21 protein-coding genes are annotated in these 26,204 nt (G+C 68.1%); 11 read left to right on the top strand and 10 right to left on the bottom strand.

The window, feature by feature from the left end; genetic code table 11:
• The first annotated feature begins 7 nt into the window (after window positions 1-7).
• On the top strand, window positions 8-1,180 hold the full coding sequence (locus tag AC07WJ_RS33600) for an MFS transporter (RefSeq protein WP_494939080.1): 1,173 nt from the start codon (window positions 8-10) through the stop codon (window positions 1,178-1,180).
• 33 nt (window positions 1,181-1,213) lie between these two features.
• On the opposite strand, the gene AC07WJ_RS33595 is transcribed toward AC07WJ_RS33600, so the two are convergent.
• A complete protein-coding gene (locus AC07WJ_RS33595) occupies window positions 1,214-2,119 on the bottom strand; it encodes a LysR family transcriptional regulator (RefSeq protein WP_494939079.1) in 906 nt (301 codons plus the stop codon).
• Window positions 2,120-2,204: 85 nt separating this feature from the next.
• On the opposite strand from AC07WJ_RS33595, the gene AC07WJ_RS33590 reads away from it, so the two are divergent.
• Both AC07WJ_RS33590 and AC07WJ_RS33585 read left to right on the top strand, forming a co-directional pair.
• On the top strand, window positions 2,205-2,792 hold the full coding sequence (locus AC07WJ_RS33590) for a DUF6506 family protein (RefSeq protein ID WP_494939078.1): 588 nt from the start codon (window positions 2,205-2,207) through the stop codon (window positions 2,790-2,792).
• 72 nt (window positions 2,793-2,864) lie between these two features.
• Entirely contained in the window at window positions 2,865-3,338 is a 474-nt protein-coding gene (locus tag AC07WJ_RS33585) for an SRPBCC family protein (protein WP_494939077.1), read from the top strand.
• A gap of 40 nt (window positions 3,339-3,378) precedes the next feature.
• On the opposite strand, the gene AC07WJ_RS33580 is transcribed toward AC07WJ_RS33585, so the two are convergent.
• Window positions 3,379-4,164 carry an SDR family NAD(P)-dependent oxidoreductase gene (locus tag AC07WJ_RS33580; RefSeq protein WP_494939076.1) on the bottom strand — a complete coding sequence of 262 codons (786 nt, stop codon included), beginning with the start codon at window positions 4,162-4,164 and terminating at the stop codon, window positions 3,379-3,381.
• Between the two features lie 303 nt (window positions 4,165-4,467).
• Between AC07WJ_RS33580 and AC07WJ_RS33575 the strand changes: the two genes are divergently transcribed.
• Window positions 4,468-10,905 (top strand): MBG domain-containing protein, encoded by a 6,438-nt coding sequence (locus tag AC07WJ_RS33575; protein ID WP_494939075.1) that lies wholly within the window; start codon window positions 4,468-4,470, stop codon window positions 10,903-10,905.
• A 130-nt stretch (window positions 10,906-11,035) separates the two neighbouring features.
• Here AC07WJ_RS33575 and AC07WJ_RS33570 read toward each other — a convergent pair whose 3' ends face one another.
• The 4 genes from AC07WJ_RS33570 to AC07WJ_RS33555 all read right to left on the bottom strand — a co-directional run bounded on the left by AC07WJ_RS33570 (window position 11,036) and on the right by AC07WJ_RS33555 (window position 13,322).
• Complete coding sequence (locus AC07WJ_RS33570; protein WP_494939074.1) at window positions 11,036-11,608, bottom strand: SRPBCC family protein; 573 nt, start codon at window positions 11,606-11,608, stop codon at window positions 11,036-11,038.
• Window positions 11,609-11,724: 116 nt separating this feature from the next.
• On the bottom strand, window positions 11,725-12,141 hold the full coding sequence (locus AC07WJ_RS33565) for a GFA family protein (RefSeq protein WP_494939073.1): 417 nt from the start codon (window positions 12,139-12,141) through the stop codon (window positions 11,725-11,727).
• Window positions 12,142-12,265: 124 nt separating this feature from the next.
• Complete coding sequence (locus AC07WJ_RS33560; protein ID WP_494939072.1) at window positions 12,266-12,526, bottom strand: hypothetical protein; 261 nt, start codon at window positions 12,524-12,526, stop codon at window positions 12,266-12,268.
• Window positions 12,504-13,322 (bottom strand): DUF899 domain-containing protein, encoded by an 819-nt coding sequence (locus AC07WJ_RS33555; RefSeq protein ID WP_494939071.1) that lies wholly within the window; start codon window positions 13,320-13,322, stop codon window positions 12,504-12,506. Before AC07WJ_RS33555 ends, AC07WJ_RS33560 begins: the two co-directional genes overlap by 23 nt.
• A gap of 132 nt (window positions 13,323-13,454) precedes the next feature.
• Between AC07WJ_RS33555 and AC07WJ_RS33550 the strand changes: the two genes are divergently transcribed.
• The 4 genes from AC07WJ_RS33550 to AC07WJ_RS33535 all read left to right on the top strand — a co-directional run bounded on the left by AC07WJ_RS33550 (window position 13,455) and on the right by AC07WJ_RS33535 (window position 19,272).
• Complete coding sequence (locus AC07WJ_RS33550; RefSeq protein ID WP_494939070.1) at window positions 13,455-14,675, top strand: helix-turn-helix domain-containing protein; 1,221 nt, start codon at window positions 13,455-13,457, stop codon at window positions 14,673-14,675.
• A 30-nt stretch (window positions 14,676-14,705) separates the two neighbouring features.
• Window positions 14,706-15,338: a Vgb family protein gene (locus AC07WJ_RS33545; protein ID WP_494939069.1), complete on the top strand. Its 633-nt coding sequence runs from the start codon at window positions 14,706-14,708 to the stop codon at window positions 15,336-15,338.
• A gap of 440 nt (window positions 15,339-15,778) precedes the next feature.
• Entirely contained in the window at window positions 15,779-17,302 is a 1,524-nt protein-coding gene (locus tag AC07WJ_RS33540; protein WP_494939068.1) for a DUF1254 domain-containing protein, read from the top strand.
• A 275-nt stretch (window positions 17,303-17,577) separates the two neighbouring features.
• On the top strand, window positions 17,578-19,272 hold the full coding sequence (locus tag AC07WJ_RS33535) for an arylsulfatase (RefSeq protein ID WP_494939116.1): 1,695 nt from the start codon (window positions 17,578-17,580) through the stop codon (window positions 19,270-19,272).
• A 103-nt stretch (window positions 19,273-19,375) separates the two neighbouring features.
• Here the strand turns inward: AC07WJ_RS33535 and AC07WJ_RS33530 are convergent, their stop codons facing one another.
• Window positions 19,376-20,167, bottom strand: coding sequence for an SDR family NAD(P)-dependent oxidoreductase (locus AC07WJ_RS33530; protein ID WP_494939067.1), 792 nt, complete (start codon window positions 20,165-20,167; stop codon window positions 19,376-19,378).
• 144 nt (window positions 20,168-20,311) lie between these two features.
• Here AC07WJ_RS33530 and AC07WJ_RS33525 point away from each other — a divergent pair, with 144 nt between their 5' ends.
• Window positions 20,312-21,253 (top strand): LysR family transcriptional regulator, encoded by a 942-nt coding sequence (locus tag AC07WJ_RS33525; RefSeq protein WP_494939066.1) that lies wholly within the window; start codon window positions 20,312-20,314, stop codon window positions 21,251-21,253.
• 29 nt (window positions 21,254-21,282) lie between these two features.
• Here the strand turns inward: AC07WJ_RS33525 and AC07WJ_RS33520 are convergent, their stop codons facing one another.
• Together AC07WJ_RS33520 and AC07WJ_RS33515 are read right to left on the bottom strand one after the other, a co-directional pair.
• Window positions 21,283-22,638: a serine hydrolase gene (locus AC07WJ_RS33520; RefSeq protein ID WP_494939065.1), complete on the bottom strand. Its 1,356-nt coding sequence runs from the start codon at window positions 22,636-22,638 to the stop codon at window positions 21,283-21,285.
• Window positions 22,639-22,842: 204 nt separating this feature from the next.
• Entirely contained in the window at window positions 22,843-23,262 is a 420-nt protein-coding gene (locus AC07WJ_RS33515; RefSeq protein WP_494939064.1) for a hypothetical protein, read from the bottom strand.
• Between the two features lie 355 nt (window positions 23,263-23,617).
• Between AC07WJ_RS33515 and AC07WJ_RS33510 the strand changes: the two genes are divergently transcribed.
• A complete protein-coding gene (locus AC07WJ_RS33510) occupies window positions 23,618-24,211 on the top strand; it encodes a DUF1989 domain-containing protein (RefSeq protein WP_494939063.1) in 594 nt (197 codons plus the stop codon).
• Window positions 24,212-24,220: 9 nt separating this feature from the next.
• Entirely contained in the window at window positions 24,221-24,646 is a 426-nt protein-coding gene (locus AC07WJ_RS33505; RefSeq protein ID WP_494939062.1) for a putative immunity protein, read from the top strand.
• A 28-nt stretch (window positions 24,647-24,674) separates the two neighbouring features.
• Here the strand turns inward: AC07WJ_RS33505 and AC07WJ_RS33500 are convergent, their stop codons facing one another.
• Window positions 24,675-26,183 (bottom strand): amidohydrolase family protein, encoded by a 1,509-nt coding sequence (locus AC07WJ_RS33500; protein WP_494939061.1) that lies wholly within the window; start codon window positions 26,181-26,183, stop codon window positions 24,675-24,677.
• Window positions 26,184-26,204: the final 21 nt, after the last annotated feature.

Raw genomic sequence — 26,204 nt, 5'->3', positions numbered from 1 at the left:
GATCGAGGTGCCCAGCCGCTGGACCATCCTTGCCGCCCTCTTCGCCGCCCGCGCGGCGATGGCCTTTCAATTTCAAAGCGTTGCCGCCATCGCCCCGCAGCTCAGCCAGGGTCTCGGTGCGAGCCTGGCCGATATCGGCATTCTGATCGGGCTCTATTTCGCGCCGGGCACCGTGCTCGCCTTGCCCGGCGGCGCGATCGGCCGCCGCCTCGGCGACAAGACCGCGGTCCTGGCCGGCCTTGCGCTGATGCTGGCCGGCCAATGGCTGATGACCGCGTCGACCGGGTGGAACGCCCAGATCGCCGGCCGGCTGATGGCCGGCGCCGGCGGCATCGTGCTCAACGTCGTGATGACGAAAATGGTCGCCGACTGGTTCTCCGGCCGCGAGATGGCGACCGCCATGGCCATCTTCGTCAATTCCTGGCCGGTCGGCATCGCCGCCGCGCTCATGGCCCTGCCGGCGATCGCGGCGACCTTCGGGCTGGGCGCGGCGAACTGGGCGGTGACGGCGCCGATCGCCATGGGAATGATCCTCGTCGCCTGGCTCTACCGCGCGCCCGACAGGCCCGCTGCGGGGCCTGGCGGCGGACGCCTGCCGCCGGGCGCGGCCTCGGCGGTGATCGCCGCCGGCGTCATCTGGAGCCTCTACAATCTCGGCCTCGCCATGGTCTTCAGTTTCGGCCCGTCAATGCTGGCCGCGCGCGGCTGGTCCGCATCCACGGCGGGATCCACCATCAGCATCGTGCTGTGGCTCGCCACGCTGTCCGTGCCGCTGGGCGGCGTCCTAGCCGACCGCAGCAAGCGGGGCGATGTCGTCCTGGTCGCCGGCTGCATCGCCTTCGCCGCACTGCTGCTGCTCCTGTCGCGCAGCGGCGCGGTGCTTCCCGTCGTCCTGGTCCTGGGGGCCGTTTGCGGCCTGCCGGCGGGCGCCATCATGAGCCTGCCGCAGCGCGTGCTCGGACCCGACAACCGGGCGATCGGCATGGGGCTGTTCTACACCGTCTTCTATGCCGGCATGCTGCTCGGTCCGATGGCCGGCGGCACGATCGCCGTCTGGGCCGGCAATGCCGGCGCCGCGCTCGACTTCGGCGCCGCCGCGCTCCTGGCCTGCCCGATCGCGCTCTGGCTGTTCCGCCTGATGCCGGGCGGGACGGCCCGGCCCGCCGCCGCGCCGTCCTGACCGCCATCGGGCAGGTCGCGCCCGGATCGCTGCTCAGCGGAGCGCTTCGGCCAGCATGCGGCACAGGCTCGATGCCGCCGGCCCGTGCTGCCGATCGATGCGGCGGATGGCAAAGAGCGTCAAAGGCGCGGGCTCCGGCGCCCGGTGCGCCGCCAGCGCGACACGGGCGAGCCTGCCCGCGCCGATATCGTCCGCGACCATCCAGAGCGGCAGATTGCCCCAACCGACGCCGGCGCGGATGAGGCCGTGCTTGGTCGCGATATCGCTCACCCGACAGGTTCGCTGCGACAGGACCCCGAAATTGCGCCCCGCCGAGCGCGCCGACGGGTCGGAGATGACGATCTGGACATGGTCGGCGAGATCGACCGTCGCCCATTTGCCGGTCTCGCCCGATCCCGCCAAGGGATGATCGGGATGGCAGACCGGGATCATGCCATAGATCTCGCCGATCACTTCAGAGCCGATATGCGGGTCCTGCTCCTCCGCCGCGGTCAGGCCGAGATCGCAGCGGCCATCCAGCACCATGGCCAGCGCCGAGGTCATCGGCGCGGTCTCCAGCTCCAGCCTGACGCTCGGATATTCGCTCTGGAACCGGCCGATGACGGCGGCCAGAAGCGGCAGCGGCAGCAAGGGGTCGAGCGCAACGGTGAGCCCAGCTTCGACCCCCTGATGAAAGCTGTTGGCGCGGGCACGAAAGGCATCGGCCCGGATCAGCAGCGCCCTCGCCTCGGCGAGCAAGGTGACACCCGCCGCGGTCAGCACGGGCCGATGCTCCGAGCGATCGAACAGCGGCACCCGCAGTTCGGCCTCCAGATTGGCGATGGCGCTGCTGAGCCCGGACTGGGCCCGCCCGAGCGACCTGGCGGCGGCCCGGAACGAGCCCCGGTCGGCAATGGTGACGAAGACGCGCAGCTGATCGAGCGTCAGGGCATCCAGCATGATCGCTCATCCCGATCGTTTTGATCTCATTTTGAGCAATTGCATGGATCACTCCGCGTCACAATCTTCGCAGCCGGAGGACGTGATGAAAAAGGCGATCATTTATGACGCGGCAGGCGCGGATCCGCGGCGCGACCGCATCGAGAGACCGGACTTGACCGTGCTGGCCGTCGCCGATCCCGGCCAGCTCGCCGCGGTAGCGGCGGCCCTGGCGCGCGACGGCACAACCCTGATCGAGCTCTGCGGCGCGATATCGCCGCGCTGGCGCCCGATCGTCCAGGCCGCCGCCGGGCCGCATGTGCGGGTCAGCTCAGTGACTTTCGGCATCGAGTCACTGGCGGTCGCCGCCCGCTTCAGCCAGGCCTCCATGGACGGCACACCGCCGCCCGGGGCCTTCATTTTCATCGAGGCCGGGGCCGACCCGCGGCAGGACCGGTTCGTCACGGCGTTTCCGCCGCAGCACACGACCTTCGTCGCCGTGCCGGACGACACCGCGGCCGCCGCGGTCGCACGCGAACTCACCGACGGCGGCGTCGCGCTGATCGAGCTCTATGGCGGCTTCACCGCCAAGGGGGCCGCGGCGGTCATCGACGCGGTGGACGGACGCGCCGCCGTCGGAGTCGGCAGCTTCACGCTGGAGGCCACTTATCCAGGAGCAGCCGCCGTGACCTGAAACAGCCGACGCCCGGATTTCCCCTTCGAGCCATCGTCCATTGGGCCATTGGCCCAGCATGCAGGACCTGCCATGATCGACCGATCCGTCATCCACGCCACCCTCGTCATTCCCCGGCGCTATCCCGCCACGCCGGAGCGCGTCTTCCAGGCTTTCGCCGATCCGGCCATCAAGCGGCGCTGGTTCGTCGAAGCAGAAGGCTGGACGATCGAGGAATTTAGCCCCGACTTCACCGAGGGCGGCGGGGACCGCGGCCGCTTCCGCTTCCGCGACGGTCCGCTGGTGAGCAACGACACCGTCTATCATGAGATCGTGCCGGGCCAGCGCATCGTGTTCAGTTATGCCATGGCGCTGGACGGCAAGCGCATCTCCGTCTCGCTCGCGACCATCGAAATCACCGCCGACGGCGCGGGCACGCAGCTCGTCTATACCGAACAGGCGGCCTTCCTCGACGGCGGCGACCAGCCGGCCGACCGTGAGACGGGGTGGCGAGAGCTGCTGGACGCGCTCGCCGTGGAGCTCGACCGCCAGGCGGCCGCGGCCTGATGCCGGCCCGTTCGGGCGCGAACCAACGCGCCCGGACGGGTCAGATCGGCTTGCCGGCATAAGGCATCGATGCGGTCAGGCCGCCATCCACCGGAATGGCCTGGCCGTTGACATAGGATGCCTCGTCGCTCGCCAGGAACAGCCCCATGGCGGCGAGTTCATGGGGCTGGCCCGCCCGCTTCAGCGGATTGAGCTGGCCGATCCGGTCTTCGGTGCCGCGCTCCCTGGCGCCGTCGAAGATCGGCTTGGTCATGCCGGTCTCGATCAGGCCCGGGCAAATCGCATTGATGCGCACGCCGGTGCCGGACAAGGAATAGGCGGTTGTCTGCACCAGGCTGATCACGCCGGCCTTGCTCGCCGCGTAGGGATGGCCGCTGGCACCGGATTTGAGGCCGGCGACCGAGGCGGTGCAGACGATGGAGCCGCGCCGCTGGCTGATCATCTGCGGCATCGCATGCTTGATCGCCAGGAACGGCCCGATCAGGTTGATGCGCAGGATCTCCTGCCAATGTTCGGGCGTCTGTTCGCGGAGCGGCACCAGGCCGCCGCTGATGCCGGCATTGGCCCAGATGACGTCGAGCCCGCCATGGGCGGAAACCGCCCTGGCGATGAAGGCGGCCACGTCCGGCTCGGAGCCGGCATCGGCGACGACCGCCTCGGCGGTACCGCCGGCCTTGCGGATCTCCGCCACGGTGTCCTCAACGGCCTGGCTGCGGTCCACCGCGACCAGCCTTGCGCCTTCCGTGGCGAACAGCAGCGACGCCGCGCGGCCGATGCCGCTGCCCGCGCCGGTGATGACGACTGATTTACCTTCGAGACGGCGCATATGTCTTCCCCCTTGCAGGTCAGCGTTCCCCGCAGAGCCGGAACGGGCGCTGCTGTCGCTGTCGATCCGCCTATGGAGGCCGTCGGCCCACGCCCCGTCAATCCGGCGTTTGACCATGCCATCGGCACCGGGCCGCGGCGACGGATATTCGAAAATAAGCCGGCGCCGGCAAATCTGAATGCCCATGCGCCTGGTGAGAAGACGCACTTCGCCGCTGCGTGGCAAGTCGCATGCCGGACGGGGCCGACAGGCCCGAGGCGTCGAACGGGGCGATCGGTGATGGGCGTGCGCCGCATGCAGACAATGGCTGGCCTTGCACAGGCCGTACGGATCGTGGCCCATCCGGCGCCGGCCGGCCCGTGTCGCCTGGCCCTACCGCAGCGGCTGAGCCGTTCGGTCTCGGTCGCCGCGCTTTGTGCCGGCCTGATGCCGGTTGGCGCCGCGTTCGTTCAGGCCCAGACGCTGCCGACCGGCGGCACGGTCGCCAGCGGCACGGCGAGCATCGGCACGCCGCAGGCCGGCTCGCTGACCGTCAACCAGTCATCCCAGCGCGCCGTCATCAATTGGAACGCCTTCTCCGTCGGCCAGGGCGGCCGGGTCACGTTCCAGCAGCCCGGCGCCGGCGCCGCCACGCTCAACCGGGTGACCGGCACCACCGGCTCGACCATCGCCGGACAGGTCCAGGCCAACGGACAGGTCTATCTGGTCAATCCCAACGGCATCCTGATCACGCCGAGCGGCGCCGTCGACACCGCCGGCTTCACCGCTTCGACCCTCGACACCAGCGACGGCGACTTCATGGCCGGCCGCCGCCGCTATACCGGCAACGGCCAGTCGGCCGGCGTGACCAATCAGGGCACCATTCGCGTGCGCGGCGGCGGCGACGCCGTACTGATCGGCGGACGGGTGACCAATGAGGGGACGATCGCGGCGCCCGGCGGCCGCGTCGGCCTCGGCTCGGGCGAGCGCGTTTCGATCGATGTCGAGGGCGACGGCTTCCTGACCGTGTCGGTCCCGACCAGTGATCCCGACCGGGCCCAGGCCTTGATCCGCCAGACGGGCCGGATCCAGGCCCAGGGCGGGCGCGTCGAAGCCCGCGCCGCGACCACGGCCGATATCGCCCGCGCGGCGATCCTGCTCGGAGGATCGATCGAGGCCGGCGGCATCGCCCGCACCGCCGATGGCGTCCGTTTCGGCGCGCCACCGGTCACGCGGGGGACGCATGCCGTCACCTCGCGGCCGCAGCGCGCGGTGAGGCCGCCCGTTCGCGCGACGCCGCGCGGCAAGGCCGGCACCGTCGTCGTCGATGGCGGCGCCGGTGGAACGGTATCGGCCACCGGCCGCATCGACGCATCGAGCCCGAGCGGCTCCGGCGGCGCCATCGCCATCACCGGCCGGACCCTCGCCCTGTCGGGCGCGCGGCTCGACGCCTCCGGTACGACCGGCGGCGGCCAGATCCGCATCGGCGGCGATTATCAAGGCGGTGGATCCCTGCCCCGTGCCGAGACCGTCGCGATCGATGCCGCGACCACCATCCGGGCCAATGCCGGACGCACCGGCGACGGCGGCCGCGTCATCGTCTGGTCGGACCGGGATACCCGCTTCGCCGGCACCATCTCCGCCCTCGGCGGAACGCAAGGCGGCGATGGTGGCTTTGCCGAGGTCTCCGGAAAGGCTCATCTTACCTTCACCGGCATGGCCGATCTGCGCGCCGCCCTCGGCCGCTTCGGCACGCTGCTGCTCGATCCCTACAACGTCACCATCTCGACGGCCGCCGATGCCGGCCAGTCCGGCTTCACCGCGACCGGCAATGACAGCGTCATCAACGTCACCACGCTGACCAGCCAGCTCATGCTCGGCAATGTCGCGATCTCCACCGGATCCGGCGGCGCCCAGGCCGGCAACATCACGGTGGCAACGGCGCTGTCCTGGTCGTCGGCCGAGATCCTGACGCTGAACGCGGCCGGCGGCATCGCCATCAACAGCGCCGTCACCGCGACATCCGGCGGGCTGACGCTCGCCGCCGGCGGCACGATTACGGCGAGCGCCGCCGTGTCGGTCGGCAGTTTCACCTTGACCAGCGGCAATTGGGCCCAGAACACCGCCGCCCTTCCCGGCTTTTCCGCCGCCAGTTTCACGATCAATGGCGGCTCGTTCCTGCGCGTCGCCGGCGGCGACGGCAGCAGCGCGAGCCCTTATCGGCTGACCGACATCTACGGCCTGCAGGGCGTCGGTTCGTCCGCGGCCATGCTCTCCGCCTCCTGGACGCTCGCCAATGACATCACGGCCTCCGGCACCAGCGGCTGGAATGGCGGTGCCGGCTTCAAGCCGATCGGCGACAGCGTCACGGGCTTTTCCGGCAGCCTGGACGGCGCCGGCCACACCGTCTCGGGCCTGGTCATCAACCGCCCCAGCGCGGAATCGGTGGGGCTGATCGGGGTGCTCGTCGGCACATCGTCCGGTCCGGGCAAGATCAGCAATATCGGCCTCAGCGGCGGCGCCATCACGGGCAACCGCAATATCGGCGCGTTGGTCGGCATGAGCGATACCGGCACCATCACCGGCGCCTGGTCGAGCGCCACCGTGTCCGGCACCATGAGCAATATCGGCGGTCTCGTCGGCTACAGCTATCGCGGCACGATCAGCAGTTCCTATGCCTCGGGAGCGGTATCGAACAGTGCCTCAGACGGAGAAGGCATTGGCGGACTGGTCGGCCGCAACGAGGCGATCATCGTCAATTCCTATGCCACGGGCGCGGTCACCGCCGAGGGCCAAGGCGTCGGCGGCCTCGCCGGAGTGAGCGCGAACAACGGCAGCACGGCCTCGATCACCGGCTCCTATGCCACGGGAACCGTCGATGGCTCCTACCAGGTCGGCGGCCTGGTCGGGCGTCTCGGCGCGATGAACGGCACCGTAAGCACGATCATCGATTCCTACGCCACCGGCGCGGTCATCCAGCATTCCTATTACGCAGGGGGGCTGGTCGGGGCCACCTATGACGCAGCGATGACCCGCGTCTACGCGACCGGCTCGGTCACCTCGGTCAGCAGCAACACCACCACCACAGGCGGCCTGGTCGGCCTGATGTTCGGCGGCTCGCTCTCGCAGGCCTATGCCACCGGCGCGGTGAAAGGCAATCGATATGTCGGCGGCCTTGTCGGCGACAACACCTATGGAACGATCTCGCAGACCTATGCCACCGGCTCGGTGACCGGCGCGAACCGAGGCGGGCTGGTCGGCCTGCTGTCCGGCGGAACCGTGCAGTCGAGCTTCTGGAACACGACCACGGGTCCGGCCGGCGGCATGGGCCGTTATGACGGCGGCACCTTCGGCGGCACGGGCCTGACCACCGCCCAGCTGCAGAACCTGTCGACCTACGCGACCACCTATGCCGGCTGGGATTTCGCCACCGTCTGGGTGCCGCCGAACCAGGCCGGCCAGGGCGGCTCCGCGACAGCCAATTACCCGACATTCTACAGCCTGACCAATACGCTGGCCGTCTCCCTGGCATCGGCGACGCGTCTCTATGGCGAGACCGGCCCCACCCCGTTCATCACCTATGCCGGCCTGCATGCCGGCGACACGGTCACCAGCCTCGGGACCTGGTCGAGCGCGGCCACCACCGCCTCGAATGTCGGCAGCTATGCCGCGGCCATCAGCGGCACGAGCGCCGTCACCGCGTCGGGAACCAGTTATCGCATCCTCTATCTGGACAGTGCGATCACGATCGCCCCACGCCCGCTGACCGTCACGGTCGATGCCAAGAGCCGGACCTATGGCGACCTCAATCCGGCGCTCACCTGGCAGCTGACCTCGGGCTCCCTGGTCAACAATGACAGCATCGCGGGCAGCCTCGCGACCTCGGCCACCGGCATCAGCAATGTCGGCAGCTACGCCATCACGCAGGGCACCCTGGCGGCCTCGTCGAACTACGCCATCACCTATGTCGGCGCCAATCTCTCGGTCACCCAGCGCGTCATCAGCATCGCCGCCGATGCCAGGAGCCGCATCTATGGCGACGCCAACCCGGCTCTCACCTGGCAGCTGACCGCGGGTTCGCTCATCAACGGCGACAGCCTTACCGGCAGTCTCGCGACCACGGCGACCGCCACATCCGGTGTCGGCACCTATGCCATCACCTTGGGCACGCTCGGCAACGGCAACTATGCCATCACCTATGCGAGCGCCAATCTCGCCGTCACCCAGCGTGCCATCACGGTGACCGCCGACACGCTGAGCCGGGCCTATGGCGACGCCAATCCGACACTCACATGGCAGGTCACGACCGGCTCGCTCGTCAACAATGACAGCCTCACCGGCAGCCTCGCGACGCCGGCCACCGGCACTAGCAATGTCGGCAGCTACGCCATCACGCGCGGCGACCTGGCGGCCTCGCCGAACTATGCCGTCACGTTTGCCGGCGCCAATCTCGCGGTCACCCAGCGTGCCATCACCGTCACAGCCGATACGCTGAGCCGGACCTATGGCGACGCCAATCCGGCCCTCACATGGCAGGTCACGGCCGGCTCGCTCGTCAACAACGACAGCCTCACCGGCAATCTCGCGACGTCGGCCGCCGGCACCAGCAATGTCGGCAGCTATGCCGTCACACGCGGCGACCTGGCGGCCTCTGCGAACTATGCCGTCACGTTCGCCGGCGCCAATCTCGCCGTCACCCAACGCGCCATCACCATCACCGCCGATGCCAAGAGCCGCCTCTATGGCAACACCAATCCGGGGCTGACCTGGCAGCTGACCTCCGGTTCCCTGGTCAACAATGACGGCCTCACCGGCAGCCTTGCGACCTCGGCCACCAGCTCCAGCCATGTCGGCAGCTATGCCATCACCCAGGGCACCCTGGCGGCCTCCTCGAACTATGCCGTCACCTATGCGAGCGCCGATCTCGCCGTCACCCAGCGCGCCATCACCGTCACAGCCGACACGCTGAGCCGGACCTATGGCGACGCCAATCCGGCGCTCACCTGGCAGGTCACGGCCGGCTCGCTCGTCAACAATGATAGCCTCACCGGCAGCCTTACGACCTCGGCCACCGGCACCAGCAATGTCGGCGGCTATGCCATCACCCAGGGCACCCTGGCCGCCTCATCGAATTATGCCGTCACTCTTGCCGGCGCCAATCTCGCCGTCACCCAGCGCGCCATCACCATCACCGCCGACACGCTGAGCCGGACCTATGGCGACGCCAATCCGGCGCTCACCTGGCAGGTCACATCAGGCGCGCTCGTCAACAATGACAGCCTCACCGGCAGCCTTGCGACCTCGGCCACCAGCTCCAGCCATGTCGGCAGCTATGCCATCACCCAGGGCACCCTGACTGCCTCGCCGAATTATGCCGTCACTTTTGCCGGCGCCAATCTCGCCGTCACCCAGCGCGCCATCACCATCACCGCCGACACGCTGAGCCGGACCTATGGCGACGCTAATCCGGCGCTCACCTGGCAGGTCACGGCCGGCTCGCTCGTCAACAATGACAGCCTCACCGGCAGCCTTACGACCTCGGCCACCGGCACCAGCAATGTCGGCGGCTATGCCATCACGCAGGGCACCCTGGCCGCCTCATCGAATTATGCCGTCACTTTTGCCGGCGCCAATCTCGCCGTCACCCAGCGCGCCATCACCATCACCGCCGACACGCTGAGCCGGACCTATGGCGACGCCAATCCGGCGCTCACCTGGCAGGTCACGGCCGGCTCGCTCGTCAACAATGACAGCCTCACCGGCAGCCTCGCGACCTCGGCCACCGGCACCAGCAATATCGGCGGCTATGCCATCACCCAGGGCACCCTGGCTGCCTCGCCGAATTATGCCGTCACTTTTGCCGGCGCCAATCTCGCCGTCACCCAGCGCGCCATCACGGTGACCGCCGACACGCTGAGCCGGGTCTATGGCGACGCCAATCCGGCGCTCACATGGCAGGTCACATCAGGCGCGCTCGTCAACAATGACAGCCTCACCGGTAGCCTCGCGACCTCGGCCACCGGCACCAGCAATGTCGGCGGCTATGCCATCACGCAGGGCACCCTGGCCGCCTCATCGAATTATGCCGTCACTCTTGCCGGCGCCAATCTCGCCGTCACCCAGCGCGCCATCACCATCACCGCCGACACGCTGAGCCGGACCTATGGCGACGCCAATCCGGCGCTCACCTGGCAGGTCACATCAGGCGCGCTCGTCAACAATGACAGCCTCACCGGCAGCCTCGCGACCTCAGCCTCCGGCACCAGCAATGTCGGCGGCTATGCCATCACCCAAGGCGACCTGGCCGTCTCCGCGAACTATTCCCTCACCTATGCGAGCGCGAACCTGACGGTGACGCCTCGCCAGGTGATCGTCACCGCAATGGACGCGTCCAAGAATTTCGGCCAGCCGGACCCGGCCCTCGCCTACCTGATCAGCGGCCAGGGGCTCGTCAATGGTGACCAGATCACCGGGGTTCTGGCGCGGGAATCCGGCGAGACGGTCGGCGGCTACGCCATTCTCCAGGGCTCGCTTGCCCTGTCGGCCAATTATCTGATGAGTTTCCAGCCCGGCCGCTTCACCGTCGGCGCGCTGCCCCCCTCCATTCCGATCAACCAACTCGCGCGCCTGACAGCGCCGGCACCGGCGATGGCAGGCACTGGCGGCACGGCCGTACTCGATGGCCTCGCTGAAGATACCGGCGCTGCCGCCACCGCCGTCCTTTGCCGGCGGCAGCCGGCGGGCGGCATCACATGTCCCTGAGGAGGGTTCGCGACGCGTCCCGGCCACGCGCGGGCTTGCGCCGGCCGGGCCACCCTTGCCGTCGATCCGCGCCGATCGAACGATGCGGCGCCGGTGGTCCGGCGGCGCATCGTCGTGACCGGCATGGGCGCTAATCGGAGAAGCGCTCCTCGTAGACCTTCACCAGCCGGCCATGTTCCGGCCAGAAGCGACGCGGCGGGCTTTCCGACAGCAGGTCGACGAGGATGCCGAGATGGGTGTGCCATCCCGCCGCAATGCTCAGCAGCTGCTTGCGATTGTCGAGGCCGCGATGGGTGACGACGAGCTTTGTTTCGGGGCCCAGTCCGGTCAAGGCGAAGGTCGCCTCCGAGCCCTTGCCGTCACGGCTCCAGTTGAATGCCAGAAGATGCGGCGGCGCGGACCGGGTGATGACACCGTGCATCACATGGTCGACGCCGTCAGGCGAGCCGGTGCCGTTCGGATTGGCCTGCCCGTCCGACAGGTCGCCATTGCGGTAGGTGAGCGTGACGGCGCCACCGTCCCGGAGCTCCATCGGTCCGGCGGCGAACCATCTGGCCCGCTTGCCGGACTCGGTCAGATGGCCCCAGACCTGCTCGATCGGTGCGGCAAGGATCCGCTCGAGCCGCAGCGTCGCCGGAGCCGGCATGGTGGCATAGGGTTCGGCCGTTCCGCCAAGGACCTGGGGTCTGGTCGCGATATTCATCTCGTCACTCCTTCTCGTCTTCCGGTTCGCCTCGTCTTCGTCACGCCGGAGGGATTCCGGCGCGACGAGCTCGTCTCTTCGCAGCGTGTCCGGCCGAGCCATGCCGGACGGCCCGTTCAGCCCGGCGGCATCCCCTCGAATTTCGGCAGTGCCGGATCGACCCGGTCCCAGACCAGGCCGCGCGCGACATAGGTCACCGCCTGGGGGGTGTACCGCCCCGGATCGTCCAGGGTCGCGGCATGAATGGTGAACACATCAGGCCAGTCCTTGAACGTCAGATAGACGGGCGAGCCGCAGGTGGGGCAGAAGGCGTGGGTCTTCACATTGCCGCTGTCGGCGACGATCTCCCACGACTTCGCCTCGCCTTCGAGCCTGACCTGGCGCCGATCCGGAAAGCTCAGATAGGAGCTGTGCCCGGTGCCGCTCCGGCCCTGGCAATCCAGGCATTGGCAATCGTTCTGCGCGATCGGCTCGGCCGCGATGTCGTAGCGGATCGCGCCGCAAGCGCAGCCGCCGGTGAAAGCCTTGCTCATATCATTTCTCCCGTTTTCGAGGTGCCGCGCGCCATGCCTCGCCCGTGGCAGGCCCACCCGCGGCGATGTCGCTGGGCGGCGCCGGCCGGAGCGCCGGCCGGAGCGCTGGCTTGCGCCGCCGGCTTCAAGTCGGATGGGCGCCGCGACGTCGGCCGGGCATCAGCCTCAGCCAGGGCGGCAGGTGGAAGGCGCTCATCAAGAGATACATCGGCACCATTCCGTCGAAGGCCGCCCCCTGCCGCGTGGCCGAGCAGAGAATGTCGGGCGGCCCGCCGAAAACACCCGTCAGCAGCGCCATGATGGCGAAGGTCGGCGCGGCTGCGAGGCATAGCCAGTCGATGGCGCCGAGGCCGGCCGCGGGTTCACGCTGAACAGCAGCCGTCATCACGCCCCTCCTTCAGCCCATGGTCGGGGCCGCCATACTCGTCGTGGCGGCGCCACCAGATGCCCGCCTCGTTGCGGCCCTTCGGCGCGCGATCGAGCCAGTGGTAGGTGCCGAAGAAGACATCCACGCCACGCGCATAGGTCGAATAGGCGTGATAGACGGCGCCGTCCTCGCACACGAAGGAACTCACGCCCGGCCGGTCGCGGTGGTACCTGGCCGTGTCGACCCCGCACATGGTCGCAAGCTCGAATTCCGCCACCGCGCCGCCGCCCTCCTGACCGGGGCGCCATTGGAATTTCGGCTCGCGATGGAAGTTGTATTCGATCCCCTCGCGCTGTTGCTCCTCGCTATAGGAGGCGGAGAAGTCGAAATTGAATTCGCTGCCTTGCGACGAGGCCCAGGGAAAGCTCCAGCCCATGCGCTGCCGGTAGGCCTGCAGCTTGGCGAGCGGCGCGCGCGACACGGCCCACAGCATCACGTCGTGGTTGGCCAGGTGAACGACGGAACCGTTGAAGGTATCGGCAATCATCGAGCACGAGGGACAGCCCGCAGCCCAGTCCGGCCCGAACATGAAATGATAGACGAGAAGCTGCGAGCGCCCTTGGAAGAGATCCGCCAGCGAGGCGCCGCCCTGGTCGGTCTCGAAACGATAGTCCTTGTCGACCTTGACCCAGGGCAGTTCCTGCCGCCGCTGGGCCAGCGCATCGCTGCGCCGCGTCAGCTCCTTCTCCTCCTGGAGCAGCGCCAAACGGGCTGCCAGCCACTCCTCGCGTGTGCCAATCAGGTGTTGCGTCATCGTCCTCGACTCCTTCGTCCAATGCCTTTCGTCGTTCGTTTGCTTCGCGATACGACGTGTTGGCGGGTGGTCGAGACAGAGGTTAGGGTCGGGTCGGCGCGTGGTGGGAGTGACAAGTGTGGCGGGATTCCAATGGACTCGTTGATCACCGCGGCGGCGCGCGCGCTCGCGGCCGGTGATCCCCTCGGTGCCTTGAAACGGGTTGCGCTACGCGACGACGCGCCGGCGCTGGCGCTGCGCGGCATCGCCATGGCGCAGCTCGGCGATCTCGTGCGCGCCAAGGCGCTGGTGCGCCGGGCCGCGCGCGCCTTCGGTCCGAAAGAGACCGTCGCCCGCGCGCGCTGCGTCGTCGCGGAAGCCGAGATCGCGCTCGTTTCGCGCGACCTCGGCTGGCCGGCGAAAACGCTGGATGCCGCACGGGCGACACTCGAACAGCATGGCGACCGGGTAAACGCCGCCTATGCGCGTTATCTCGAGGTCCGGCGCCTCGTCCTGATCGGGCGGCTCGACGAGGCCGAACGCCTGCTCGCCGCACTCGACCCGACGCCGCTGCCGCCGGCGTCGCGGACCGCCCACGAACTGGTGGTCGCCGGCATCGCGATGCGCCGCCTGCGCATAGCGCCGGCGCGCGCCGCGCTGGCGCGGGCCGAACAGGCCGCGCTGCAGGCGGGGATCCCTGCCCTGACCGCCGAGGTCGAAAGCGCGGTGCGTGTCCTGGCCACGCCGGCGGCGCGCCTGATCACGCGCGGCGAAGAGCGCCTGCTGCGGCTCGACGCCGTCGAAGCTTTGCTTACCTCGAAAACACTGGTCGTGGACGCCTGTCGTTACGTCGTGTGCGATGCCGGCACGGCGGTTTCGCTCGCAACGCGCCCGGTCCTGTTCACGCTCGCCCGTGCCCTGGCCGAAGCCTGGCCCGGCGATGTGCCGAGGGACGTGCTGGTGGCGCGCGCGTTCCGGGCGAAACATGCCGATGAATCGCATCGCGCCCGGCTGCGCGTCGAGATGGGACGGCTGCGCGCGGAACTCAGGATACTGGCCGGCGTCAGCGCCACCAAACACGGCTTCGCGCTGACGCCGCGCGGCGGCGGCGAGGTCGCCGTGCTGGCGCCGCCGGTCGAAGACGAGAATGGCGCGGTGCTCGCCTTCCTGTCCGACGGCGAGTCCTGGTCGAGCTCGGCGCTGGCGCTGGCGCTCGGAGCCAGCCAGCGTACCGTGCAAAGGGCGCTCGACCAGCTTGCGGCGGCGGGCAAGGTGCAGCCGTTCGGGCTTGGACCCGCGCGCCGCTGGATGACCCCGCCCGTGCCGGGATTCACGACCACTTTGTTACTCCCGGGCCCGCTGCCGGGTGACTAGGGTCCGTCCATCGTCAGCGAGGATCGCGCCATGAAACACGCCATTGCCGAAGTCATCCGTGAATATGGCCCCTTGCCCGGGGTCAAGCAGGTCGGAGGGGTAACGTTCGACGGCCAGAACGTCTGGTTTGCCTCCGGGGACAAGCTCAACGCCTTCGATCCCGCCGACGGCAAGCCGGTGCGCGCGATCGATATCGCCGCCCATGCCGGAACCGCCTTCGACGGCCGGCACCTGTTTCAGATCGCCGAGGATCGGATTCACAAGATCGATCCGAACAGCGGCGAGGTGCTGGCGACGATCCCGGCGCCGGGCGGCGGCGGCGATTCCGGCCTCACCTGGGCCGAGGGGACGCTCTGGGTCGGGCAATACCGGGACCGCAAGATCCACCAGATCGACCCCGAGACGGGTGCCATTCTGCGCACGATCGAATCCAACCGCTTCGTCACCGGTGTCACCTTTGTCGACGGCGCGCTCTGGCACGCCACCTGGGAGAACGACGAAAGCGACCTGAGGCGGATCGATGCCCGCACCGGCGAGGTCCTGGAAAAGCTCGACATGCCGGCCGGCATGTTCGTCTCGGGACTCGAGTTCGACGGGGCCGACCGGTTCTTCTGCGGCGGCGGCAACAGCGGCAAGGTCCGGGCCGTCCGCCGGCCCCGGTGAGCTCGGCGAGGTCGCCGCAACGCGCCTGAACCGCAGGCGCGGACATCGCGGACGCGGCCGGTCAGGACGGGAATGATCCCTGGGATAAGGCATCGGTGCGGCGAGCGTTCGGCGCCCTTGGCGCCCTTAAGGATTTGTCCCGCGTCCCGCCGTGCTTCCCCCGATGGTCCGCGCGCCATCGCCGCCTCACCATTGCGATCGCGGACCGGACGCCTGTTCCGCGCAGCGATGCAAGGCCGCCATGAACGCGAACCTTCGCGATGCGATCGGGCTTTTCGCCGCCGCCACGGGTTGGGGCCTCGGCGCAGAAGCACGGTCGCCCGCGCCGATCACCAGTGGTGACGGCCGGGCCGCTCGTCGCCTGCGCGGCAAGCCTCGCCGCATTTGCGCAGCGCGGTTCAGACGCAACCGTGCAACCTGATCCGGAACGGGAGGCTATCTTGAGCGACAGAACCCCATCCAGGCTTGATCGCCGCACTCTCATGGCCGCGGGGGCGACACTCGCGGCCTCGACGCTCGCCCCGGGCGCGACGCCGGCCGCGCGGGCGCAAGGCGCGTCGCTCAATCCGCAGCCGCTGCCGCCGTCGCCCGGCTGGAGCCGGGCGCTCCCGCCCGGCCCGGATGGGCGTGTGAAGATCACCGAAGCCTATGCCGCCCATGTCGCGCGCGACGCCTTCTTCTGGGGCTGGCCGCTGGTCAACATGTATACCCGCCGCCTCGCCTTCTCCCGGATGACGGAAATCCGCTATTCCGGCCCCCTGCTGGAGGCGCCGCTCAACCGGCTGACCATGCTGATGGACTATGTCGATCCGGAGGAGCGCAACGTCGCGTGCCCGAACCAGGACGTGGTCTACGGGCTCGGCATGGTCGCGCTCGACATGTCCCCGGTGGTGCTCCAGGTGCCGGATTTCGGCGACCGCTTCTGGGTCTATCAGGTCGTCGACCTGCGCACCGACAGTTTCGTCAAACTCGGCAAGATGCACGGCACCACGGCCGGCTTCTACCTCCTCGTCGGACCCGGCTGGAACGGCGAGGTGCCGCAGGGCATCACCCGCGTGTTCCGCGCATCGAGCAACACCGCGCTGGTCGCGCCGCGCATCTTCCAGGACGATACGCCCGAGGACAAACGGGCAATCCAGGAGGTGCTGACCGGCATCATGATGTATCCGCTGGCCGACTATGACGGACGAATGAAAAGCATCACATGGAGCAAGCTGCCCAAGGTGCCCGGCGCTCCGCATGGCGACGAAGAAACGCGATGGGTGTTTCCGGACAAGTACTTCGACGAGCTTGCGATGGTCCTGGCGGATGCACCGCCGCTCCCGGGCGAAGAGGCGCGTTATGCGCAGATGCTCGCCGTGCTGGCCGCCGCCAAGGACAACCCGAAACTGAAGCAGGTGATGATCGAAGCTGCCAAGGAGGCTGAAGAAACGCTCGTAAATCCCTTGTTTCAGTTCCGTAATTACGGCCAGCAGCTGGCGCATAACTGGAGCACGATTTCGAATGAATCGGCCTTCGGCACGGACTATTTCACGCGTACGGCGGTGGCGAAATCGAACATCCTGGTCAATTCGCCGGACGAAACGAAATATTTCTATCAGGACCTGGATGCGGCCGGCGCGCGGCTCAACAGCGCCAACCGCTATGCCGTGACCTTCGCCAAGGATGGCACGCCGCCCGTCAACGGCTTCTGGTCGCTGTCGATCTACAACGCGCACCATTTCTTCGTCGCCAACCCGATCAACCGCTTCTCGGTCGGCACCAAGAACAAGGATCTCAGGCTTGCCGCCGACGGTTCGCTGACGATCTACGTGCAGGCCGACGCTCCCACCGATCCGGTGCAGCGGGCCAACTGGCTGCCCGCGCCGCAAGGCGACTTCTCTCTCTACGTCCGCGCCTATTGGCCGAAGGCGCCGGCCCTGGACGGCTCGTGGACGCCGCCCCCGGTGCGCAAGGCCGGCTAAGTCCGCGCCCTGTCCGTCACGTCAGGGGGCTGCCGCGGCCGCATCGCTCCAGCTGGGCGACGCGCGCCGGCGGGACCAGCCATGCTCGATCGACCCTGCCGGCCGGCTCAGCATTTTCCCCGAAAATCGCCCGAGGATTGCGAGGGGCCGCGTCCTGGAATGACCGGATGTCGCGCTCGACCGGCGAGGCCGATCCTCGCCACCTTGCGCTGAGGTGGCGAGGGCCCGATCCGACGCTGCTCGACAGTGCTTTCCCACAGAGGGCGGAGACCGTCATGACCGAGAAAGACGAGCCGAGCGGCGCATCCGGCTGCGCCCATGTCAGCCGCCGCAACATGCTTCTTTCCACCACGACCCTGACGGTGGCATCGGTCATCGGGCTGAATGAGGTGGCCGAGGCGCAGCAGCGGCCCGCGGCTCCCGCGCCGGCGCCGGCCCAGGCGCCCTCCCCGGTTCCGGCACCGACGGCCGCTGCCGCGGGCGGCCGCAGGCCGAATATCCTGGTGATCTTCGGAGACGATATCGGGCAGACCAATATCAGCGCCTACTCGTTCGGCGTGATGGGCTACCGCACCCCGAATATCGACCGGATCGCGCGCGAAGGCATGATGTTCACCGACTATTATGCCGAGCAGAGCTGCACCGCCGGCCGGTCCACCTTCATCACCGGCCAGTGCACGCTGCGTACCGGCCTGTCCAAGGTCGGGCTCCCCGGAGCGACCGTCGGCCTGCAGGCACGCGACGCGACGCTGGCCGAACTGTTGAAGCCGCTCGGCTACGCCACCGGACAATTCGGCAAGAACCATCTCGGCGACCGGGACGAATTCCTGCCGACCAATCACGGCTTCGACGAATTCTTCGGCAATCTCTACCACCTGAATGCCGAAGAGGATCCCGAGAACCGGTTCTATCCGCAGGATCCCGCATTCAGGAAGCGCTTCGGCCCGCGCGGGGTCGTCCGAAGCTCGGCCGACGGTAAGATCGAGGATACCGGGCCCCTCACCCGCAAACGGATGGAAACGATCGACGACGAGACGTCCGCCGCGGCCATCGATTTCATGCAGCGGCAGGCGCGGGCCAGCAAACCGTTCTTCTGCTGGTTCAACTCCACCCGCATGCATTTCCGCACCCATGTCGCCGAAGCCCATCGCAGCCCGGGCGGCCTCAACGCCAGGACCGAATATGCCGACGGCATGATCGAGCACGACGCAACCATCGGCCAGATCCTGAAAACGGTCGATGATCTCGGCATCGGCGACAATACGATCGTCATCTACACGACCGATAACGGCCCGCACCAGAACTCCTGGCCGGATGCCGGAACCACCCCGTTCCGCAGCGAGAAGAACACCAATTGGGAAGGTGCCTTCCGCGTTCCCTGCTTCGTGCGCTGGCCCGGCCGGATCCAGCCCGGATCGATCTCCAACGAAATGGTCAGCGGCCTCGACTGGCTGCCGACCCTGATGGCCGCCGCCGGCGATCCCGATATCAAGGAGAAGCTGCTGAGGGGCCACCAGGCGGGAACCAAGACCTTCAAGGTTCATCTCGACGGCTACAACCAGCTGCCGCACCTGACTGGCCAGCAGCCGAACGGCGCGCGCGAAGAGTTCATCTACTTCAATGACGACGGCGATGTCGTCGCGCTGCGCTACGGCAGCTGGAAGGTCGTCTTCGAGGAACAGCGGGTGCAGGGCACGCTGCGGATCTGGGCGGAACCGTTCACGGCGCTGCGCGTGCCGAAGCTGTTCAATCTTCGTTCCGATGTTTTCGAACGCGCCGATATCACCTCGAACACCTATTACGACTGGCTCATGTCCGATGGTGCCGGCATCTTCCTGGCCGCTCCGGCGGTGGTCGGCAAATTCCTGGAGACATTCAAGGAGTTTCCACCGAGCCAGAGGCCGTCCAGCTTCAGCATCGACCAGATCGTCGAGAAGATGCAGCGCAGCTTCGACTCGACCAGCCGATGAGGCACGGGGCCGGCGGCCTCGTCGCCTGGACTGTCGGGGCTTCCGTGCAGGCGGTGCGCCCTGGCGATTTCGCTGCTTCGGCCCGCGCCATCACCTCCACCCTTCAGGTGCTGCGCCTGAAGGTCGACTTGATGACACGCCCGGACAGTTGTCCGCCATCCACGGGAAGCACCGCGCCGCTGGTGAACCCGGACGCCGGCGACGACAGCCAGAGCACGGCATTCGCAACCTCGCCCGCCTGTCCGAGCCGCCCCATCGGCACGGCCGAGGCGGCCATCCGCTGGACGTCGTCGCCGGCGGCCTCCAGATGGTGCGTGAGGATGGGTCCCGGCGCCACGACATTCACCCGGATGTTCCTGTCGGCGTAGTCCAGCGCCGCGACACGGCTGAGCCCGACAATGCCGGCCTTGCCAGCGACATAGGCGGCAAGGCTCGAAACGCCCTCGACACCGGCGGTCGAAGCCATGTTGACGATGGTGCCGCCGCCATTGTCCAGCATGGCGGCGATCTGAAACTTCATGCCGTGGAACGTGCCGTGGATATTGGTGCGAATGCCCAGGTCGAACGCGTCGACATCGATCTCGGCAAGAGGGGCCGGCCGTGGCCCGTCGGTCGCATTGTTGAACGCTGCGTCGAGGCGGCCGAATTGCTGGACCGCGCGCGCGACGAGCGCCTTCATGCTGCCGGCATCGGTGACATCGGCCGCAACCGCAAGCGCCTGGCCACCGCTCGCCTGGATCCGCCGCGCGACATCGGCGATTGCCGCCTGGCTGCGCGCGGCGAGCACGACGGCGGCGCCGGCGCGGGCAAAGGCCCTGGCTGTCTCGGCGCCGATGCCCCTGCTGGCGCCGACGACCAGCGCGACCTTGCCCGAAAAGTCGAATGAGGCCGTCATTTCCGTCTCCTGAATTGGACGCCAGCGGACAGGGATCACCTGGCCCGCCTGGCGCCGCGCATGTCACAGGCCAGGGAAATAGCCTCGACAATGCCCAGCCGAAATGGGCACATTCCTGAACGCATCATGAAGTAGGACTTAATGATGGATTCGGGTGTTCTGGCCGCGCTGCCGGTCTTCCGCATGGTGGCGCAGGCTGGCGGTTTCACCGCTGCGGCCGGCCCGCTCGGCATCTCCGTATCGGCGGTTTCCCAGTCGATCCGGCAGCTCGAGCTTCGCGTGGGAACCCGCCTGTTCGACCGGACGAGCCGGAGCGTCCGGCTCACCGAACGCGGGCGCCTGCTGCTGGATGCCGTCGAAGCGCCGATGGGGCTTCTCGCCGGCGCCATCGAAACGATCCGGCAAGCCGATGGCGAGCCGTCCGGCCACCTCAGGATCACGCTGTCGCGGCTCGCGGCGGAGGTCTGCATTCTGCCGGCCCTGGCCGATTTCGTCCGGCGCTACCCGGCCATCCGCTTGGAGATGTCGACGGACGACCGCCTGACCGACATCGTGAGCAATGGTTTCGACGCCGGCATACGCTTCAGAGGCGCGCTGGAGCTGGACATGATCTCGGTGCCGACCGGCCCGCCATTGCGCCGTTCCATGCTCGCCAGCCGCGACTACCTGACGCGTTCCGGCGAGCCGCGGTCGCCCGAGGACCTGTCTCGCCATGCGCTCATCCGCTACCGTTTTCCCGGCAGCGGCCGGCTGGAGCCGCTGACGTTCCGGCGTGGCGACGAGACCATCCAGCTCGACCCGCCGGCAGCCCTTATCCTGGACGACAACAGCCATTTCGCCCTGGCATCGCGGGCCGGACTGGGCTTGGCCCAGCGCTTCCGCGCCACCGAGGAGGCGGCGATAGCATCCGGCGAACTGGTCAGCGTGCTCGACGACTACGAACCGGAACCACAGCAGTTCCACATCTACTTCCCGTCCCGCGACCTTCAGCCGGGCAAGCTGCGCGCCTTCGTCGACTGGTTCAGGGCCGGGATCGTCAAACGCGCGCCGCGCGGCGGCCGGGTTGCCGAAGCCGCGGCCCCATAGACGCGGGAGGTCGATGTCCCAGGACTGCCCTATCGAATGCGCCTGGCGACGCGGTCGGCGCCGTTCTCGTGAAGTGTCAGCTGCGTCGCATCGGCGGTGTCCTCGCCGTCGAATGTCAGGGTGGCATCGACGGTCGTGAAGAAGAAGTCGCGGCCGCTTCCAAGCAGGATTTCGAAACGATCGCGCCCCGTCGCATGGAAGTACAAGCGGCCGTCCTGTCCGAAGACGCGGATCTGGACCTTGGACGGGAGTTCATAGGTTCCGGTCAACCTGTCGAGCAGGCGCGCGTCGATCGCGGTTCTTTGCCGTGTCGCGGGCCGGCCGGCCGGCCAGTCATATTCGACGGCGACGGCGCGCATGATCTCGGCGGCCAGAAAAGCGCCGCGCGCGCCATTGGTCATGACGACGGCGCCATCGCCATTCTCGAACATGATCATCGAACTCACGAAGCCATCATTGACGCCCTCGTGCAGAAATTGCCGATGCGGCGCGGTCCCGCGGACGATCGGGCCGAGCCCGTAGTCGCCAAAGCCGGGGGTGAGCATCTGAACCGTCGTCGCGTGAGACAAGACGGAGCCGTTCCGATCGACCCAGCCATCGCGCAGGCCGAGGGCAAAGCGCGCCAGGTCGGTCGGCGTCGTCCACAATCCCGCGGCGGCGAGTTCGGGATAGACATGCGCCCCGCCGGGCACCGGCGCGCCATTTCCCCGGTAAGGCGTCGCGGCCGATGGCGCGTCCTCCTTCCGCAGCGGCTGCGCGAAGCTGCTCCGGGTCATGCCGAACGGCTTGAGAACGAGATCCGCGACCAGCTCGGCAAAGGGCCTGCCGGTCACGTCGATGAGCAATTGCTGCATGATCGTGTAGCCGCCGCCGGAATATTGGAACCGGGTTCCCGGCTCATGGCCGACCACGACAGGGGCGGTATTGGCCGGCGGCGTCCCGTTGAGAACGTCGACGAGCGAGGGAATTGCCGCGCCCGCCGCATAGCCGGGAAATCCATGCACCGTCATACCTGCGGAATGATTCAGCAGCCGTCTCAGCGTGACCTTGGAGCGATCGGTATGCGCATTGGCCGGGATCTTCCAGGCCTTCAGGGTCAGGTTGACGTCGCCGTCGAGATCGAGCTTTCCCGCCTGGACCAAGGCGAGCGCTGCGACCGCCGAAACCGGCTTGCTGATCGAGCCCGCCTGAAACAGCGTCTCAGGCCGCACGGGCGCGCCGTCGATGCCGGCGGATCCAAAAGCGAAAGCCTGGATGTCGCCGCCATGCGTCACCGCGATGCTGACCCCGGGAACGCGGAGCTCCCGCATTCGATCCGCCAGCTTCATGGGCGCTTCGCCGGCGAGGACGACGGCGGGACGCAGGCCCTCGACGATACGTTGCATGCGCGGTCCCACCTCATCGGCCACGCGCAAGGGCGACCTGTCCTGCGCCAGGGATGGCCGGGAGACCAGGACGCTTCCCATGGCGGCGAGCATGGCCCGGCGACACGGGTCCGGGATCGTCGATGGCGGCGGGCGGCGGCGCGTTCGCGACATGGGCGCGATTCTATCAAAAAGCCCGGCCTCCGCCAGGGCCCCGGGCGTCGATCAAAGCTTCCGCGCGATGGACCCTGCCACCTGCCCAACGAGCCCCACGCCCCGTTCGATCGCCTCGGCCTCGCTGGCGACGAAATGGAAGCCGATCCCGAAGGCCTTGCCCATGGCCTGGGCCGCGAGCCTCATCGGCATGGGCGTCGGCCTGTCGCCCTCAATGACGATGGCGCCGGCACAGAACCGGCGCAGGCGTCCCTTGTTGCGCTTGAAGAACAGGGCCCGCTGCCTGCGCTCCTCGACGCTGTCGCCCTGCGCGTCGCCGGGCGAATGATCGGTGATCAGAACGAACCGCTCCTGTCGGTCCAGAACGGCCTCGAGTTGCGCCTCGGCCGAATGGTCGTGCGTGGACGCCGCCTCCGCGTCCAGCTCGGAGCGCAGGAACACCAGAGGGAAGCGGCTCTGATCGATCGGCATGACATGTCTCCCGCTGCGCAACGGCCATGAGCCGTGTGATGGCGGGCATGGTCATGCCCCGAATGCGTCCGTCGCGCGCTCGCGCGGCGGCCATCAAATCGCTCGAACGCGCCAAGCCGATCTTCGCGGCTTCGGACGAAGCGCAGCGTCGCCGGCCGCCGGCCGGGCGCTCACAGCCTCGTGCTGAAATTGGCGCGAAGGGGCCGGTCGGCAGTGACCGAATTCAATTGCCGCGCCCGCGGCCCGCGAAGATCAGTCGCACCGATCTAACCTTGACGTTGCTTCGATCGCGGCGATAGCATGTATTCAAATAATGCGAAATGGAAATGCAAAATTGTCAAATGAAAATAACTCTATGATCATACCTCCATATTCCGGACGCTCGATCAGAATTTCCGCCGGTCAATTCATTTCCATCACGGACCCGCAGGGCCAGCAGGTCTCCGATCTCTGGGCCTTCGTGATCGGAGATACATTGGATTGGCTCAGCACGTCACAGACGCGGGATATCAACGAAAGCCTGTTTCCGGCGGTCGGACAGAGCTTCTACAGCGACAAAGGCCGCCCTCTGCTGACGCTCGTCGAGGACGGTTCCCCGGGTCCGCATGATATGCTGTTCCCGGCCTGCAACAGTGGCTTGTTCGAGCGCGTCGGCCTGCCCGGGCATCCAAACTGCCGGGACAATCTATTGCGGGCGATGCAGGAGCAAGGCATCTCGCTTGCCTTCGTTCCCGATCCCGTCGACTTCTTCCAGAACTCCCTGCCATCGGCCGATGGTCGGCTGGAGGTCTCGGCATCGGTGAACCCGCCCGGCGGATTTGTCGTGTTGCGCGCGGAATGCGATCTTCTGCTGGTCGTCACCGCCTGTTCCGTCGATTTCCATCCGACCAATGGCGATCGTTGCACCGAGATCGCGGTGGCGGTTTCCGCACACCACAGCCAGCCATGAGAACAGCCCGTGAAACAGCATGACCTGCCGGCGGAGGCGGCTCTCTCGGACCATCAGCTGATGGCTCTCTGGGCCGCGGATTGCGCCGAACGGGTCCTGCCTCGCTTCGAGGTGGCCCATCCGCGGGACCGCCGCCCCGGGCAGGCCATTGCCGCCGCCCGCGCCTGGGTGCGCGGCGAACTCGGCGTATCGGCGGCCCGGGACGCGGCCTTCGCGGCCCATGCCGCGGCAAGGCTGGCGACCTCGCCCGAAGCCGTCGCCAGTGCAAGGGCCGCGGCCCATGCCGCGGCAACCGTCCATGTCGCGAGCCATGCGCCTCATGCGGCGCGCTACGCCCTGAAGGCTTGCGCCAATGTGCCTGGACGGGACGCCGAGAGCGCCTGGCAGCGGCTGCGTCTGCCGGCTCATCTGCGCGACGTGATCCGGCCGGCTTGAGCGGCGCGGCGAGCAGCCCCCTGCCCGTTCAGGTCGCGGCGGCGAGCGGCCGGCGCACCGCCTGGCCAGGGCGCGCCGCCACATCCATGATGCCGTTGCCGATCACCGCCTGGCCGCCGACCAGAAGGTGTTTCACGCCCTCGGCCGGGCGGTTCATCGCCTTGAAGTCGGCGCGGTCGGCCAGCGTCTCGAAATCGAACACCACGACATCGGCATCGGCGCCCGGACGCAGCCGGCCCTTGGCGCGCATGGCGGGCGTGCTGGCCGCCAGGATCTCGGCCGGGATCAGCGTGCACTTGGCGATGCCCTCGATCAGCGAAACCGCCTGGCGCTCGCGCACCCAGTGACTGAGGAAGCGGGTGAAGGTTCCGGCCGAGCGCGGATGCGAGGTTGCGTCCTCGGGCAGAGGCCAGGCATCGCCGGTATAGGTCGTGGCATCGGCCAGGATCCAGGGCATGGCGTCGGAAGCGATCGCGCCGCCCGGATAGAGCACCGAGAGGTCGAGCATGCGGCGATGGCGTTCGTTGTTCTCGGTGTCGAGGACGTGCCAGAGCACCAGGGTGGAGGGCTCCTCCGCCTGCGCCGCCAGCAGCTCCTGCCGGTCGCGGAAGCGCCGGCCGTCGGCCACCCGCTGCACGGAATCGTAGCCGGTGCCGTTGCGCGTCTCGAATTCGGGATCGCTGAAAAAGGCGGCGGCCAGCACGGTCGACCCGGTGCCGTAGGGATAGGCCTCGACCGTGATCGGCAGGCCCTGGGCCTGCGCCTTCAGCACCAGTTCGGCGCAGCGCTCCACGTCGGTCTTGCTGGAACTGTTGAAGTGGCAGATGTGCATATGCGCGCCGGTCGCGCCGGCATAACCGATCAGGCGGATATAGGCCTCGACCGCGCTTTTCGGATCAATGCGCGACATGTAGGCGATATGCGTGAAGGTCGGCACACCCACGGCCGCCGCGAGCTGGCAGACGGCGGTGAGCTCCTGGACGCCGGCACCAGGGGCATAGGCGTTCAGGATGCCGATACCGATGCCGCCTTCGTCCAGGCCCTGAGCGAGGCGCGCGACGATCCCGTCCTGCTCCGCGGGGCTGGCGATATTGTTCATCCAGCGCGGGTCCCGCGTGGCGCGGCCAAAGGCCTCCAGGGATGATTCCTCGTTGATGCCGACCATGGCGCCGATGCGGGCGAAGGCCCAGTTGGCCGAGGCGCCGTAGTTCAGGATCCGCCCCTGCTCGGCCTGGCGCCGATACCAGGAGGCGACCGGCATCACGCCGGCCTCCAGGTCCAGGGTCGTGGTGACGCCGTCGAAGGCCTGCATGCGGTCGGCGGGGATGGACTGGCCATGGGCATGCAGGTCGATGAAGCCGGGCGCGACGACCAGGCCGGTCGCGTCGATGACCCGGTCGGCCGCGCCGAGCCCGGCGCCGATGGCGGCGATCCTGCCGTCGACAATGGCCACGTCGGCCTGAGCGTCGAACCCGCTCTCGGGATCCACCACCCGGCCGCCCTTGATCACCAAGCCGCTCATCGCGTCACTCCGCATGCGATCCGATCGGCCCTGGCG

This window comes from Phreatobacter sp. GW821-FHT04C01 (assembly GCF_059420385.1).
The sequence above is the reverse complement of the archived record's forward strand: the minus strand, read 5'-3'. Positions and strand labels throughout refer to the sequence as shown.